The sequence below is a fragment of the Pseudoalteromonas sp. J2K-J979 genome, assembly GCF_058169715.2.
The window spans coordinates 1,195,115-1,210,645 of the sequence record NZ_CM200281.1 but is presented as its reverse complement, the minus strand read 5'-3'; the positions used below and the strand labels follow the sequence as shown (position 1 = coordinate 1,210,645).

The window sequence follows — 15,531 nt, the reverse complement described above, 5'->3', positions numbered from 1 at the left end:
CTTTACAACCGCATAAAATCATTGAACAGCGCAAGGCCGGTCAACAATAATAGGATCAATGCACCGATCCTAAAACCTAATTCTTGTGTCTTTTCAGAGACTGGTTTTTTTGTGATAAGTTCAATTAGGTAATACATTAAATGCCCGCCATCTAAAATAGGCAAGGGTAAAAGGTTAAAAACACCCAAATTGACACTTATCAAGGCTAGAAAGCTCAAAAAAGCAACTAAACCATAACTAACACTGCTGCCAGCTCCAACTGCAATACCAATTGGCCCACTTAAATTTTGAACAGATACTTGACCTGTCAGCAAGTTACCTATCATTTCGAAGCTTAAAGCAATCATTTGCCATGTTTTGGCAAAACCTTGACCAATTGCATCGATAGGCCCAAATTGTCTGCTGCTAATATACCCTTCTGGCCACGCTTCTACCACAGGTAAAACACCTAAATATCCTTGTGAGAAACCATCTTTTGTTGGTTTATTGTGAGGAATCACTGTGACATTCATAGCTTGCTCATTACGCATAATCGTAAATAACAAACTTTTATCTGCAGAGTTCTGAATAATCGCTACTAATTGTTGCCAAGTTTCTACTTTCACACCATCAACCAGATGGATGGAATCCCCCACCACTAAGCCTGCTTGTTCTGCGGCAGAGTGTTCTGTAACTTGCGCTAAAGTTAACTTAATTTGAGGACGATATGGCACAATTCCCACTGAGTGCAGTGGGGAAATTGCATCAGCATCAAGGGTCCACCCCGTTAAATTTAACGATTTTGTTTGTGTACCATCAACCGAACTGACTTCAACCGATACTTGCGCCTCACCCATATTTTGCATTAAAGCAAATGTCGCTTCGCGCCAATCATGGATAGCTTCATCACCAATTTTTGTAATTGTTTGCTCTGGCAACAAACCCGCCGCCGCTGCGCGACTGTTAGTTTGAACCTCTCCGATCACAGGCACAATACTTTTAACACCAACCATATACATAATCGCAAGAGCTGCAATAGCAAACAGAAAGTTAGCCATTGGGCCCGCTGCAACTATCGCAATTTTGGCATAAATAGATTTGCCATTGAACGATAAATGCTTTTTATCTTCGGGGACAGTCTCGACACGCTCATCAAGCATTTTGACGTATCCACCAAGAGGGATCGCCGCAATCACATACTCAGTACCTAATTTGTCATAACGACGAAATAAGACTTTGCCAAAGCCAATTGAGAAACGCTCAACAAATACGCCGTTTTTTCTTGCGACCCAAAAGTGCCCGTATTCGTGCACAGTCACTAAAATCCCTAAAGCCAAGATAAACGAGGCGAGGTTCCAAATAAATTCAAACATCACTTCCCCCCTTGCTGAATCAATTGATTTGCAACATATCTTGCTTGAGTGTCAATTGCCATAATTTGCTCAAGTGATACTGGCTCTTCAAGCGCTATCTGGTTTAATGTTTCGTAGTTAGTACGATAGATATCGGTGAACCTAATCTTACCGGCTAAAAATGCGGCCACGGCAATTTCGTTTGCTGCGTTAACAACAGTGGTGGCAGCTTGGCCAATATCACACGCATCGATTGCTAATTTTAAATTTGGATATCGTGCAAAATCGGGTTTACAGAAACTAAACTGCGCCAAATTACTAAAATCTAACGGCTCAACTCCCGCCTCTATCCGTTTTGGAAACGCCAACGCATGCGCAATAGGTGTACGCATATCTGGGTTACCCATTTGCGCGATGACAGAACCGTCACGGTACTGCACCATTGAATGAATAATACTCTGAGGATGGATGATCACATCAATATCTGAAGCTTGGCAATTAAACATCCATTTCGCTTCGATAAATTCTAATCCTTTGTTCATCATAGTGGCAGAGTCAACTGAAATTTTCTGCCCCATAGACCAATTTGGATGAGCCACCGCTTCTTCAACTGTCACCTGAGACAGTGTTGTAACATCGCGCTCTAAAAATGGCCCGCCAGAACCTGTTAATAATATTTTACTTACCCCAAGTTCTGATAACGTTTGTTCATAACAGGGTGTCTGAGCATTAAACGGCAAAGCTTGAAAAATCGCATTATGCTCAGAGTCTATAGGCAATAAAGTCGCTTGATGTTTTTTGACTTTCTCAATAAAGAGTTGGCCAGACATCACCAACGCTTCTTTATTGGCTAATAATATTTTTTTGCTGGCCTCTACCGCTGCAAGTGTTGGAGCCAAACCGGCAGCCCCGACAATGGCCGCCATTACAACGGTGACTTCATCGCAACGGGCTACATCACACAGCGCCTGAGGTCCAAACAAAACTTCAGTTTTGCAACCATGCCGCTGTAAATTACTCGCTAATTCCTTAGCCGTTGCTTCATCAGCCATCACTGCATAGCGTGGTGAGAACGCTAAGCACTGCGATAACATCAGTTGGTGATTGTAATGCGCAGTTAAAGCATAAACAGTCACATCTGGGTTGCGACTGATCACATCTAGCGTGCTCACACCAATCGACCCCGTTGAGCCTAATATACAAATTCGCTGTTGTTGACCAGAGTTGATCATATGGTCAGAGCCCACGCATAACAAGCTACAAAAATTGGCGCCGCTGCAGTTAAACTATCGATTCGATCTAAGATACCGCCGTGCCCAGGCAAACAAGAGCCGCTGTCTTTTAGCCCCGCTTCTCGTTTAAACATACTTTCTAACAAATCGCCAATGGCCGAAAATAAGGCGATAAAAATAGTGAGAAAAGCATACACAAACCATTTGTCATGTGGGACGTTTGCATAATAGCAAAATGCAATAGTAAACACGGTACTCGCTATCAAACCACCAAGTAAACCTTCAATGGTTTTATTTGGACTCACATTAGGCATCAACTTGTGTTTACCTAAGTTCTTTCCGGCGAAAAACGCACCTATATCAGCACTCCAAACGATACCTAGCACAGCCATGATCAACATGGAGCCAAATAACGTCGAGTCATCATACTGCGCACTGCGCAATGTATTTAAAGCGAGCCATAAAGGGACCAATGTTAAAAACCCCGCTATTGCACGCATAGCAATGCCTTTATTCCATGCTTTGGCCGCCTTCGGGTAAGACCATACCAAACATGTCGCAACCAACCACCAAGCGACGGATAATGTAAATACATAATTGACATCACTGGCGAGTTGTCCTTGCTGCCAAAGTTGGTTAATAGGCCAAAAAACATTGAGCACCGCTAACATTAAAGCCATGACACCGACATACCCCAAACGTGATTTGACGTTGTTTAGACCCATGAATGCTGACCACTCCCATGCCCCAAGTAAGACTATCCCCGCAGCAAAATAACTGAATAACATTAAGGGGGTGTAAAAAACCAATGCCAAAGCAGCTGGAGCTAACACCAAAGAGGTGAGAATACGTTGTTTTAACAAACTTTATACCTTCAACTGGATCACTTAACTTGCGTTAATAATTGTTTTATTTGTTCGCCAGTGCAGCCAAACCTTCGTTCTCGGCTTACGTAACACGCAATTGCGTTGGCAAACGCTTCATCATCAAAATCCGGCCATAACGTGTCACAAAAATAGAGTTCTGCGTAGGCGGCTTGCCATAATAAAAAGTTACTAATACGTAAGTCTCCACCAGTTCGAATTAACAAATCCAGTGGCGGTTGCTCTGCCATAGTAATATGTTCCGAAAGCATTTGTTCGGTAATATCACTACTTTGCAAGTTACCTTGTTCAACTTCTGCAGCGAGTTTTTGAGCTGCTTGAATAATATCCCATCGACCGCCATAGTTAGCTGCGATGTTTAAACATAATCCTTGGTTATCTTTCGTCAATGTTTGCGCTTCTAAAACACGCTGTTGTAACTTATCGGAAAAACGCGAAAGATCACCAATAATTTGTAATTTGACATTATTTTTATGTAGTTTTTTAACTTCCTTTGTTAAAACCAATAAAAAAAGCTCCATTAAGGTACTTACTTCATCAGCTGGACGACGCCAATTTTCACTACTGAACGCAAACAAGGTCAGTGATTTAATGCCTAAATTGGTACAAAACTGAACAGAACGCCTGACCGATTCAACACCTTTTTTATGACCAAACACCCGAGGTTTTCCTCGATTTTGCGCCCACCGGCCATTACCATCCATGATAATTGCAATGTGTTTTGGTAAAGATTGTTGATTCACGGTCTCTGAACTTAAAATCATCGAGCTTTGTACTTCCTCATAAAAAAACGCCGTCTAGTATATCCTAGGCGGCGTTTTTTGACTAACAGTTTAGTCGCTTAGATTTCCATCAACTCAGCTTCTTTGGCTGTTAATTTAGTATCAATTTCTTTAATGAACTGATCGGTCAGCTTTTGAATATCGTCTTCACTTTTACGTTGTTCATCTTCTGAAATTTCTTTATCTTTGAGCAATGCTTTAACATCAGCATTCGCATCACGACGAATATTACGCACCGCGACACGACCCGTTTCAGCTTCAGCACGAACCACTTTGATTAAGTCCTTACGGCGTTCTTCCGTTAACGGAGGAAGTGGAACGCGAATAATAGTGCCAGCCGACATCGGGTTTAACCCCAAATCAGAAGCATGAATCGCTTTCTCAACCGCTTGAGCCAATGACTTATCAAATACAGAAATAGCAAGGGTGCGTGAATCTTCAACACTTACGTTGGCAACTTGATTCAGTGGTGTGTCAGCACCGTAATAAGAAACTTTTAAACCATCAAGTAAACTTGGGTGAGCTCGGCCAGTACGGATTTTTGATAATTGGCTTACGAGTGCGTCAACACTTTTTTGCATGCGTACAGCAGCATCTTTTTGAATTTCGCTAATCACAATGAATCTTCCTAATCTATTTTTTACTTTTCTATTCAGGTGTATGCGAAGAAATCAAGGTTCCTTCATCTTCACCCATAATGACACGTTTTAATGCGCCAGGCTTGTTCATATTAAATACGCTAATTGGCATATTATGGTCACGGGCTAGCGTAAATGCAGCTAAGTCCATGACTTTTAATTCTTTTTCAATAATTTCGTTGTGCGTTAAATTACTGTACAAGGTGGCATCTGGGTTTTTAACTGGATCGTCACTGAATACACCGTCAACCTTGGTGGCTTTAATAACCGTATCAGCTTCAATTTCTATTCCGCGTAAACATGCGGCAGAGTCGGTGGTAAAGAAAGGGTTACCAGTACCCGCAGAGAAAATGACCACTCGGCCAGATTTTAATAAGCTAATTGCTTCGGCCCAATTGTAAGCATCACACACACCGTTCAGTGGAATTGCAGACATCAAACGTGCATTCACAAATGCACGATGAAGCGCATCACGCATCGCTAACCCATTCATAACCGTTGCTAGCATGCCCATGTGGTCACCCACAACGCGATTCATACCTGCCTCGGCCAAAGAACCACCACGCAAAAAGTTACCGCCACCGATAACTAAACCCACTTCTATGTCTAATTCTACTAACTCTTTAATTTCTTGAGCCATGCGATCAAGGACTTTTGGGTCAATCCCAAAGCCTTCATCACCCATCAAGGCTTCACCACTTAATTTAAGTAGAACACGTCTAAAAATAGGCTTACGATTTGTATTCATAGTCTTCCTGGCCAGATTGAAATGGATTTACAAATAAAAAATAACCGCGCTAACTTCTAGCGAAATTACTGCGCGGCTATTCTAAATAATTTTGTGCTACGACGCAAAACAAACTCAGTTTGAATTGCGTCGAACAAGGCGATTAAGCGCCTTTAGCAGCAGCGATTTGTGCAGCTACTTCAGCAGCAAAATCTTCTTCTTTCTTCTCGATACCTTCGCCTACTTCTAAACGTACGAAAGCAGAGACTGTTGCGCCTTTCTCTTTAAGAATTTCGCCAACAGATTTTTTAGGCTCCATGATGAACGCTTGACCAGTAAGAGAAACCTCACCAGTAAATTTCTTCATACGACCTTCAACCATTTTCTCAGCGATTTCAGCAGGTTTGCCTTCGTTGATAGCGATGTCGATTTGAACTTGACGCTCTTTAGCAACTAAATCAGCAGGTACGTCTTCAGGGTTTACAAACTCTGGACGAGAAGCAGCAACGTGCATTGCAACTTGCTTAAGTGTTTCTTCGTCTGCATCACCTGCAACTACAACACCGATACGCTCGCCGTGACGGTATGCAGACAGTGAAGTTCCTTCAATGTACTCTACACGACGTACGTTGATGTTTTCACCGATTTTAGTGACTAGTGCAACACGGTCATCTTCGAACTGAGCTTGAAGCTCAGCAATCGTTGCTTTGCTTGAAATTGCAGCATCAGCAACAGTGTTAGCAAATGCTAAGAAGCTCGCATCTTTAGCTACGAAGTCAGTTTGACAGTTAACTTCTAATAATGCAGCTACGCCACCTTCTTGCTTGATGATGATTGTACCTTCAGCAGCGATATTACCTGCTTTTTTAGCAGCTTTAGCAGCACCGCTCTTACGCATGTTTTCGATCGCTAGCTCGATATCACCGTCAGTTTCAGTTAATGCTTTTTTACAATCCATCATGCCAGCGCCAGTGCGCTCACGTAATTCTTTAACTAGGGCAGTAGTTACAGCCATTAGTAAATCCTCAAATTCGAGTCTGTTTGAAATAAGCGGGAGCAAGGCTCCCGCTAGGAAAGAATATCAAGCCTTCTTGACTGTTACATGAAGGCTTAATGAAGCTTATTATTCAGCTTCTACGAAATCGTCTTTCTCAGCTTGTACAACTAGGTTGCTTTCGCGACCTTCGATGATGTTGTCAGCAACAGCACCTGTGTATAACTGAATTGCACGGATCGCATCATCATTACCAGGTACGATGAAATCAACACCATCTGGGTTTGAGTTAGTATCAACGATAGATACAACTGGGATACCTAGATTGTTTGCTTCACGGATAGCAATGTGCTCGTGGTCAGCATCGATAACGAAGATAGCGTCTGGAAGACCGCCCATATCTTTGATACCGCCAAGGCTCTTCTCAAGCTTTTCCATTTCACGAGTCAGCATTAATGCTTCTTTCTTGGTAAGCTTTTCGAACGTGCCATCTTGACTTTGAACTTCAAGGTCTTTTAAACGCTTGATTGATTGACGAACTGTTTTCCAGTTTGTAAGCATACCACCTAACCAACGGTGATTTACGAAAAACTGATCAGAACGCTCAGCAGCTTCTTTCACTGCTTCGCTAGCTGCGCGCTTAGTACCTACGAAAAGGATTTTACCTTTGTTTGAAGCAACGTTACGTAAAAACGTAAGTGCGTCATTGAACATAGGAACTGTGTGCTCAAGATTGATGATGTGTACACGGTTACGAGCGCCGAAGATGAAAGGCTTCATCTTAGGATTCCAGTAACGTGCTTGGTGACCAAAGTGAACACCAGCTTGAAGCATGTCGCGCATTGAAACGTTTGCCATTTTAAATTTCCTTTAAAAGTTTAGGGTTAGGCCTCCACATATCCCATAGCACCAACATTTAAACCGCTAATTTGGTTCAAACGCACCCAAGTGTATGTGTCGATATGTGTGTGTGTTTAAAAAATTAATTAAGTGTTGTCTAAATTACAGTAAAATCAAAATATGAGATTTTATTTGTAAAAAGACGGCGCGCTTTATACCATATCCCCACAAATAACTCAAATGTTACGAACAAATTTCGGGCATTTTTTATACCTGATAAACACCAATTTGGAGCTAAAATGAGTGCTGTGATCAAAACCCCAGCTGAGATAGAAAAAATGCGTATTGCAGGTCGCCTTGCTGCTGAAGTGTTAGAGATGATCGAACCATTCGTCAAGCCTGGCGTGACCACCGATGAGTTAGACCAAATTTGTCATAAATATATTACTGAACAACAAGATGCGATACCTGCACCGCTTAATTACCATGGTTTTCCCAAATCAATTTGTACCTCTGTAAACCATGTTATTTGTCACGGGATCCCTAACGATAAACCACTTAAAGATGGCGATATCATCAACATTGATATCACCGTAATCAAAGACGGTTATCACGGCGATACCTCAAAGATGTTTTATGTTGGCACGCCAAGCATTCAAGGCAAGCGATTATCTGAAATCACCCAAGAAAGTTTATACCTTGCAATCAACATGGTTAAACCGGGTGTTCGTTTAGGCGATATTGGCGAAGCCATTCAAAAATTTGCAGAAGGGTTTAAATACTCGATTGTCCGAGAGTACTGCGGACATGGGATTGGCGCAGAGTTTCACGAAGAACCGCAAGTGATGCACTATGGCAAAGCTGGCACCGGTGAAGTCTTAAAAGCGGGGATGTGTTTCACTATCGAACCTATGGTCAATGCAGGTAAACGTCAGTGTAAGTTACTCAATGATAAATGGACTGTGGTCACGAAAGACCGTAGTTTATCGGCACAATGGGAACACACATTGTTAGTCACCGAGAATGGGGTTGAAATTTTAACCCATAGAAACGATGATACTATCGATAAAGTGATTACTCACGACTAAATAAAGGATATCCCTGATTAATGCCAGTCCCTGCATCGATTCTCATGTTGCTTAACGAGGCCAAGCAACTTGACGATTTCAAACACAGTGCTTCTGTATTTTATGACTGGCTTAATCAAGAATTTGCTCACCAACCCGTTGAGCGATTAGTTAAAGCGCGCTCAACTTACATCGATACGCTACTAATTTTACTGCTCAAACGGTTCAACTTGAACCAGCATGGTTTGTGCCTAATCGCTGTAGGTGGTTATGGACGGGGCGAGCTACACCCTTTCTCTGATATTGACTTTTTAATTTTAGTTGAGACCGATCCACCACAAGAATTGTGTGAAAAAATCAGTCAATTTATCACTATGCTTTGGGATTTAAATCTCGATATTGGTCACAGTGTCCGCACACTATCTCAGACTCTTGAGCAAACACAAAAAGATGTCACCTTTACCACGTCATTACTTGAATGTCGTTTATTGTTCGGTGAACCAGCTCAGTTTGATGCCATGCAGCAAGCGCTATTAGACAGTGATCATTGGCGTTCTGACACGTTTTTCATTGCCAAAACCAATGAGCAAGCATTACGTCATAATAAATGTAACGGTACCGCCTATAACCTCGAGCCCAACTTAAAAGAAAATCCAGGTGGTCTCCGTGATATTCAAACTATCATTTGGGTCGCAAAAAAGCACTTTAATGCACACACCTTGCAAGAGTTGGTTAATCATGGTTATCTGACCCATGATGAGCACCAAGAATTACTCGAGTGTTTGCAAAATTTATGGAATATTCGCTTTGCGTTGCATTTAGCTGCGGAGCGAAAAGAAAACAGGCTGCTCTTTGATCACCAACCTCTAGCTGCTGAACGACTCGGTTTTGGTTCCGACGGAAAAGCTTCAGTAGAGCGTATGATGAAGCGCCTGTTTCGAATTATGAGCCGTGTACGTGAACTCAACCAAATGCTTCTGAGCTACTTCGAGCAATCGATATTGCCCGACTCCACGACCCAGCACCCTGAGCCAATTAATGATGATTTTTATCAAGTTGGGCACCACATAAAAGTCAAAGATCCTTCTGTATTTTTCCGCAGAGAAAAAATATTTGAGTTATTTGAACTCATCGCTGAACATCCGCACCTGACACATATCTACCCAAGCACCATTCGCACAATTCGCCAAGTGAGGCGTCGTTTACTCGGCGATTTGCAAGATTATGCCGCCTGCAGAAAAGGTTTTCTAAGTATCGTTCGACACCCAAATGGTATGGGCCGCGCATTCACTTTGATGCACAAACATGGAATTTTGGCCGCCTATTTGCCGCAGTGGCGTAACATTTTTGGTCAAATGCAATTTGATTTATTTCATGCTTATACAGTTGATGAACACACTCATAAATTGATTCAGAATATTTATCATTATTCTCAACCTGAGTGCGCTACCACATTCCCTCTTTGCCGCGAAATATTTACTCGCATGGAGAAACCCGAGTTGCTTTATCTCGCAGGGATTTTCCATGATATTGCCAAAGGCCGCGGTGGCGATCATTCTGAATTAGGTGCCGTCGATGCGATCGCCTTTGCTAAACTGCACGATTTTTCTAATTTTGATGGCCGCTTAATTGCTTGGTTAGTCGAAAACCACTTGTTAATGTCAGTCACTGCGCAACGAAAAGATATCAATGATCCAGATGTCATTCGTGATTTTGCCACCCGAGTCAAAAACGAGAAACAGCTTGATTACCTCTATTGCTTAACATTGGCTGACATCCGCGCCACCAACGATAATTTATGGAATGATTGGAAAAGCACACTGCTACGCGAATTGTACTTGTCAACCCAGCGCGCGCTCCGGCTCGGTTTAGAAAACCCGATGGATTTGCGAGATCAAATTCGCGATAAAAAAATTGAAGTCAAACAAAAGTTAATTAAAAGTGGCTTCGATGAGCTGCAAATTAATTTTCTATGGGGTCGATTCAAAGCAGACTATTTTACGCGCTTTAGTGCCCTACAGATCCAATGGCATTGTCAGCATCTATTGCTTGCTAAAGATTTATCTCAACCACAAATCATGGTCTCTGAGAAACCGATGCACGGAGGAACGCAGGTGTTTGTCTACGCGCCTGATGAGGTGAATTTATTTGCTCGTTTAGTGAATGCTTTAGGCTCTAAAAAAGCCCACATCCACTATGCACAACTTATGTCGACCAAAGATGGTTACGCGATTGATAATTTTGTCGTGCTTGAAAAAGACGGTGAAGCCATCAGCAGCCATGGCCGCATTAATTCCATTCGCCGAAGCATTGAACAAGCATTAAAAGAAAGCGGGAAAAAAATTCGTTTTAAGAAAAATCGCAGTCGTCGTTTCAAAGGGTTTAATATTAAGCCTCAAGTTATCGTACGGCCACATGGAAGAAAAGATCGCACTTTAATTGAAATACAAGCAGTCGATATTCCAGGGTTATTGACAAAAATCGCCGAAGTATTTCAACAAATGTCACTTCACATTCACGCTGCCCGCATCACAACGGTGGGCGAGCGAGCAGAAGATTTTTTTGTTGTATCAAATAATCATTACCAAGCGCTCACCGAAGGTGAACAAGTAAACGTGCACCAAGCACTGATAAAACGACTTAACTCTGACGCTGAATAAGCCTCTCAAAAAAAGGACCAAGAATGTCAAACTTAAAACTCATTATCGAACAAGCATGGGAAAACCGAGATTCCATCAGCCCAGCAACGGTTGATACCGATATTAAAAATGCCATTATCGAAGTTCTGAATCTATTGGATTCAGGTGCAGCTAGAGTTGCTGAAAAAATATCAGGTGAATGGGTCGTGCATCAATGGCTTAAAAAAGCAGTCTTACTTTCATTTCGTATCCGTGATAACCAAGTGATGAACGATGGGGTTAACCAGTTTTACGATAAAGTCCCGCTTAAATTCAGTGATTATACCTCAGATGAATTTAAAGAAGCGGGGATGCGTGTCGTCCCTAATGCAGTCGCAAGAAAAGGTAGCTTTGTAGGGAAAAATGTGGTGCTCATGCCTTCTTATGTCAATATTGGCGCATATGTAGACGAAGGGACAATGGTTGATACATGGGCGACTGTCGGCTCGTGTGCACAAATAGGTAAAAATGTTCACTTATCTGGAGGCGTCGGCATTGGAGGTGTTTTAGAGCCCTTACAAGCAAATCCAACTATTATCGAAGACAATTGCTTCATCGGTGCACGTTCTGAAATTGTTGAAGGCGTGATTGTCGAAGAAGGCGCGGTCATTTCCATGGGCGTTTATATTAGCCAAAGCACCCGAATTTACGATCGTGAAACTGGCGAAACGCATTTTGGCCGGGTGCCTGCGGGGGCTGTAGTTGTGCCGGGTTCAATTCCTTCATCTGATGGTACACATAGCTTATATGCGGCAATAATTGTCAAAAAAGTCGATCAACAGACTCGCGAAAAAGTCGGGATAAATGCGTTGCTTCGTTCTGTAGAAATTTAACGTACCACTCAGAGTCATCTAGCTGTTGTTGTTAAAATTCCCCAAATTGAAGGGGTGAACACCAACTCTTTATAAGATGACTCAAACGGCTTAGCCTAATGGAATTGCCTTATGAAACAGCTACTTTTAATCAGCACTTTGCTAATCAGTTCATACAGCGTTGCAAATCCCTGTTTAGAAACACAACCTGCAATTAACTATGTCACTGAAGGTGAGCGATATGGCACCCTCAAAGTAAGTGAACTATCGGCACAACAGCATGCTGACTTAATTAACTTGATGGGACACCTCAAAGGCCAATGGCAAGGCGAAACCAGTGGCTTTTCATGCGTCGGGAATGACGCTTCTCCGGAACAGAAGTCATTTTCATACAACGTCATGCTCGAGTTTAACGCATTGGCCCCTATGCGCTTGCAAGCAAAGCTCGATGCAACCAATCAACAGCAACGGGCGATACGTCATAATCAGCTGACCTTAATTGCTGAAGACAATGTCCTGCGTATTGACGAAACAAACGATGCTGGGAATGTGCAAATTGATGTGTTAACTCACCAGCAACTCAATAGCTGGTCGTTAAGCCGCAGCGGCGTGGTGAGTCACGCTTTAAAACGAGATATCCAACTACAAGGCCGGCAACTGGTTATCACGACCACGGTTTATAGCAATGGACGTTTGAGCATTTACCACAAAAGTACACTCAATCGGCGCTAATTAAGCCTTTCGAATGCAATAAAAAAGGTGATATGACAATCACCTTTTTTATTGTTACTCAATTTGAATATTTATAACTTATGCAAGTAACGCATCTGTTTTAGCGGCACAAATAAAATCATTTTTGTGCAACCCTTTGATCGAGTGGCTCCACCAAGTCACGGTTACTTTGCCCCACTCGGTCAAAATACCAGGATGATGCCCTTCTTCTTCAGCCATTGCTCCTAACACGTTGGTAAACTCTAACGCTAATTTAAAATTCTTAAATTTATACACTCGCTCAAGTTGCATCACGCCATCACGAACAATGGGTGTCCAATCTGGGATTTCACGGATCAATACGGCTAATTCATCATCTGAAACCTTGGGTGCATCAACGTGACAGGCTTCACATTTTTGAGAACTTAATTCTGACATGGTTTGTCCTTTGTACTTGTTAACTTGCTAATTTTTCTTTTGGTTCGAATAATGGTTCATGCAAACCCAATGCTTTTGCTTGCTCAACCATAGACATTAAGTCCATTTTCGAAATTTCAAATAAATCATGTATTCCATTAATGGTAAAATACTGCGGCTGCATGATATCGATACGGTATGGTGTACGCAGCACATCGACCACTTCAAGCGGTTTGATTTTTGGCGTATCTGAATAAACGTATTGCGTTTCACCTGGGCTGGAAAGCACACCGCCTCCATAAATTCTGAGGCCTTGCTCTGTTTTCATTAGGCCAAATTCAATGGTGAACCAATACAAACGAGCTAGAAAGACCCGATCTTTTTTATCTGCAGCAAGCCCCAACTGACCATACTTATGGGTAAACTCAGCAAAATCTGGATGAGTAAGCATCGCACAATGGCCAAATATTTCATGAAATATATCTGGCTCTTGCAGGTAATCAAACTCCTCTCGACTGCGGATAAAAGTCGCGACAGGAAATTTTTTGTTCGCTAGTAATTCAAAAAATTTATCAAAACTGATTAAGGCAGGTACAGCAGCACACTCCCACCCAGTCGATTCACGAAGCACTTTACTGACTTCTTCAAGTTGCGGGATACGATCTGTTGGCAACTGTAATTTATCAAGACCAACCATATATTCATCACAGGCTTTACCTTCGATGCATTTTAGTTGCCGAGTAATGAGTTCAGACCAAATTTTATTTTCTTCTTCGCTCCAAGCGATCACACCTGATTCGTCAGGTTGCCTAGAGATGTATTTACTTGCTTTAGCCATTACGACAGGACCCTATTAAATATTTACAAAACCGTTTTCACAATTCTGACCATCCATTCATCATATTTAAAACTGTCGAATTAATTAAGCTTTTGCCATGCGAAGGGAATTAGCAAAAGCATTCAAATTGTACGTAAATACTTACAACGCCGTAAACAAAAAAACACACAAAACAAAAAAGCGCCCTACAAAGGCGCCTTACGTAACCAATGTTTTACGCGGTTACCGTTTTTCACGCATTGTCTTAAACGCTTGATCCAGATCCGTAATAATATCTTCGACAAACTCCAAACCGACAGAAATACGAATAAGTCCGTCGGAAATCCCTGCCGCTAAACGTTCTTCTGGTGTGTAAGGAGAATGCGTCATTGAGGCGGGATGCTGAATGAGGGTTTCCGCATCACCTAAACTCACAGCAATGCTGCACAGTTCAGTCGCATTAATGAAGTTCACACCATCCTTGATACCGCCTTTTAATTCAAAACCAATCACCCCGCCCGCAGCTTTCATTTGCGTCCCGATAAACTGATGGCCCGGATGCGAAGCAAGTCCTGGATAATACACCCGCTCTACTTCATCATGAGCTTCTAAAAACTCGGCCACTTTTTGAGCGTTTTGACAGTGTTTTTCCATCCTAACAGACAAGGTTTTCATGCCACGAATAATCAGCCACGCGTCATGAGGGCTCATGGTTGCACCTATATCTTTTAGTACAGTCAATTTAATTTGTTCGATGTGTTCTTGTGAAGCACAGACAAGCCCAGCAACAACATCTCCATGGCCATTTAGATATTTAGTCGCACTGTGGATCACGATATCAATACCAAATTGTTTTGGTTTTTGTAGCAAAGGCGTTAGAAATGTATTATCTATAACCGATAGCAATTGATGCGTTTGCGCGAAATTAGCAATGTAAGACAGATCGAGTACAGTGAGATTTGGATTAATCGGCGTTTCTGCAAACACCATTTTTGTATTCGGTCTTAGAGCGTTGTGAAGAGATGTACTATCTGTCATATCAACAAAGCTCACTTCGATACCAAATTTAGGTAACATATGAGCAAAAAAAGCAAAGGTGCAACCATAAATAGCCTTTGAGGCAATAAGGTGATCACCTTGCTGTAAAAAAGTTAACACCGCAGCAGAAACGGCGCCCATTCCTGTGGCACAGGCTGCAGCATCATCCATCTCTTCAAGCAAGGCCATTTTTTGTTCTAACTCGCGTGTTGTAGGATTGCCAAGTCGCGAGTATATATAACCTTGTTCTTCTCCAGCAAATCGTGCTGCTCCTTGTTCAGCATTTTCAAAAACAAAAGTAGAAGACTGGTAGATGGGCGTGCTCAGCGGCCCATGAGCGTGTTTATCTTTACCACCATGGATACATTGAGTGTGTTCATGCATGAATGCTTTCATAATACGTCCTAATCCTGTGAGAGGCTGTTAATTAATACTCTTCGATTAGACTGGCTTATCATTGTTATTATGCGAAGGTTGATAAAGGCCGCGTAATCAAGTGCTTCTATTTATACTTAAGCAAGTTAATCAACAGATATAAATGTTGGCTATAAAATGTTAGAAGT

15 protein-coding genes are annotated in these 15,531 nt (G+C 42.1%); 4 read left to right on the top strand and 11 right to left on the bottom strand.

The annotated features are described in order from the left end of the window. Positions 1 to 2 precede the first annotated feature (2 nt). From rseP to rpsB, 8 genes are all read right to left on the bottom strand, one after another. Entirely contained in the window at positions 3 to 1,352 is a 1,350-nt protein-coding gene (rseP, locus tag AC3KVK_RS05665; RefSeq protein WP_490313083.1) for a sigma E protease regulator RseP, read from the bottom strand. Beyond that, positions 1,352 to 2,563: a 1-deoxy-D-xylulose-5-phosphate reductoisomerase gene (gene ispC / locus AC3KVK_RS05660; RefSeq protein ID WP_490313082.1), complete on the bottom strand. Its 1,212-nt coding sequence runs from the start codon at positions 2,561 to 2,563 to the stop codon at positions 1,352 to 1,354. Before ispC ends, rseP begins: the two co-directional genes overlap by 1 nt. After that, complete coding sequence (locus AC3KVK_RS05655; RefSeq protein WP_490313081.1) at positions 2,560 to 3,426, bottom strand: phosphatidate cytidylyltransferase; 867 nt, start codon at positions 3,424 to 3,426, stop codon at positions 2,560 to 2,562. Before AC3KVK_RS05655 ends, ispC begins: the two co-directional genes overlap by 4 nt. A 20-nt stretch (positions 3,427 to 3,446) precedes the next feature. Beyond that, complete coding sequence (gene uppS, locus AC3KVK_RS05650) at positions 3,447 to 4,211, bottom strand: polyprenyl diphosphate synthase (protein ID WP_490313080.1); 765 nt, start codon at positions 4,209 to 4,211, stop codon at positions 3,447 to 3,449. A gap of 77 nt (positions 4,212 to 4,288) precedes the next feature. Continuing rightward, entirely contained in the window at positions 4,289 to 4,846 is a 558-nt protein-coding gene (gene frr / locus AC3KVK_RS05645) for a ribosome recycling factor (protein ID WP_490313079.1), read from the bottom strand. A gap of 31 nt (positions 4,847 to 4,877) precedes the next feature. Beyond that, positions 4,878 to 5,615: a UMP kinase gene (pyrH, locus tag AC3KVK_RS05640; RefSeq protein WP_086743716.1), complete on the bottom strand. Its 738-nt coding sequence runs from the start codon at positions 5,613 to 5,615 to the stop codon at positions 4,878 to 4,880. Between the two features lie 142 nt (positions 5,616 to 5,757). Then, positions 5,758 to 6,609: a translation elongation factor Ts gene (gene tsf / locus AC3KVK_RS05635; protein ID WP_490313078.1), complete on the bottom strand. Its 852-nt coding sequence runs from the start codon at positions 6,607 to 6,609 to the stop codon at positions 5,758 to 5,760. A 108-nt stretch (positions 6,610 to 6,717) separates the two neighbouring features. After that, positions 6,718 to 7,446, bottom strand: coding sequence for a 30S ribosomal protein S2 (gene rpsB, locus AC3KVK_RS05630; protein WP_490313077.1), 729 nt, complete (start codon positions 7,444 to 7,446; stop codon positions 6,718 to 6,720). A 251-nt stretch (positions 7,447 to 7,697) separates the two neighbouring features. Between rpsB and map the strand changes: the two genes are divergently transcribed. The 4 genes from map (at position 7,698) to AC3KVK_RS05610 (ending at position 12,717) form a co-directional block, all read left to right on the top strand. Further along, positions 7,698 to 8,516, top strand: a complete 819-nt coding sequence (map, locus tag AC3KVK_RS05625; RefSeq protein WP_490313114.1) for a type I methionyl aminopeptidase — start codon at positions 7,698 to 7,700, stop codon at positions 8,514 to 8,516. Between the two features lie 20 nt (positions 8,517 to 8,536). Continuing rightward, positions 8,537 to 11,155, top strand: a complete 2,619-nt coding sequence (gene glnD, locus AC3KVK_RS05620) for a [protein-PII] uridylyltransferase (protein ID WP_490313076.1) — start codon at positions 8,537 to 8,539, stop codon at positions 11,153 to 11,155. Positions 11,156 to 11,178: 23 nt separating this feature from the next. Next, entirely contained in the window at positions 11,179 to 12,006 is an 828-nt protein-coding gene (gene dapD, locus AC3KVK_RS05615; protein ID WP_490313075.1) for a 2,3,4,5-tetrahydropyridine-2,6-dicarboxylate N-succinyltransferase, read from the top strand. 111 nt (positions 12,007 to 12,117) lie between these two features. Continuing rightward, on the top strand, positions 12,118 to 12,717 hold the full coding sequence (locus tag AC3KVK_RS05610; RefSeq protein ID WP_490313074.1) for a hypothetical protein: 600 nt from the start codon (positions 12,118 to 12,120) through the stop codon (positions 12,715 to 12,717). A 78-nt stretch (positions 12,718 to 12,795) separates the two neighbouring features. On the opposite strand, the gene AC3KVK_RS05605 is transcribed toward AC3KVK_RS05610, so the two are convergent. From AC3KVK_RS05605 to AC3KVK_RS05595, 3 genes are all read right to left on the bottom strand, one after another. After that, complete coding sequence (locus AC3KVK_RS05605; protein WP_086743723.1) at positions 12,796 to 13,134, bottom strand: 4a-hydroxytetrahydrobiopterin dehydratase; 339 nt, start codon at positions 13,132 to 13,134, stop codon at positions 12,796 to 12,798. A 19-nt stretch (positions 13,135 to 13,153) separates the two neighbouring features. After that, complete coding sequence (gene phhA / locus AC3KVK_RS05600; protein WP_490313073.1) at positions 13,154 to 13,951, bottom strand: phenylalanine 4-monooxygenase; 798 nt, start codon at positions 13,949 to 13,951, stop codon at positions 13,154 to 13,156. 222 nt (positions 13,952 to 14,173) lie between these two features. Next, a complete protein-coding gene (locus tag AC3KVK_RS05595; protein WP_490313072.1) occupies positions 14,174 to 15,364 on the bottom strand; it encodes a trans-sulfuration enzyme family protein in 1,191 nt (396 codons plus the stop codon). Positions 15,365 to 15,531: the final 167 nt, after the last annotated feature.

Coding starts and splice junctions, on each gene's coding strand:
- rseP (WP_490313083.1), bottom strand. CDS start 1,352: ATGTTTGAATTTATTTGGAACCTCGCCTCGTTTATCTTGGCTTTAGGG.
- ispC (WP_490313082.1), bottom strand. CDS start 2,563: ATGATCAACTCTGGTCAACAACAGCGAATTTGTATATTAGGCTCAACG.
- uppS (WP_490313080.1), bottom strand. CDS start 4,211: ATGATTTTAAGTTCAGAGACCGTGAATCAACAATCTTTACCAAAACAC.
- pyrH (WP_086743716.1), bottom strand. CDS start 5,615: ATGAATACAAATCGTAAGCCTATTTTTAGACGTGTTCTACTTAAATTA.
- tsf (WP_490313078.1), bottom strand. CDS start 6,609: ATGGCTGTAACTACTGCCCTAGTTAAAGAATTACGTGAGCGCACTGGC.
- rpsB (WP_490313077.1), bottom strand. CDS start 7,446: ATGGCAAACGTTTCAATGCGCGACATGCTTCAAGCTGGTGTTCACTTT.
- glnD (WP_490313076.1), top strand. CDS start 8,537: ATGCCAGTCCCTGCATCGATTCTCATGTTGCTTAACGAGGCCAAGCAA.
- dapD (WP_490313075.1), top strand. CDS start 11,179: ATGTCAAACTTAAAACTCATTATCGAACAAGCATGGGAAAACCGAGAT.
- AC3KVK_RS05610 (WP_490313074.1), top strand. CDS start 12,118: ATGAAACAGCTACTTTTAATCAGCACTTTGCTAATCAGTTCATACAGC.
- AC3KVK_RS05605 (WP_086743723.1), bottom strand. CDS start 13,134: ATGTCAGAATTAAGTTCTCAAAAATGTGAAGCCTGTCACGTTGATGCA.
- phhA (WP_490313073.1), bottom strand. CDS start 13,951: ATGGCTAAAGCAAGTAAATACATCTCTAGGCAACCTGACGAATCAGGT.
- AC3KVK_RS05595 (WP_490313072.1), bottom strand. CDS start 15,364: ATGAAAGCATTCATGCATGAACACACTCAATGTATCCATGGTGGTAAA.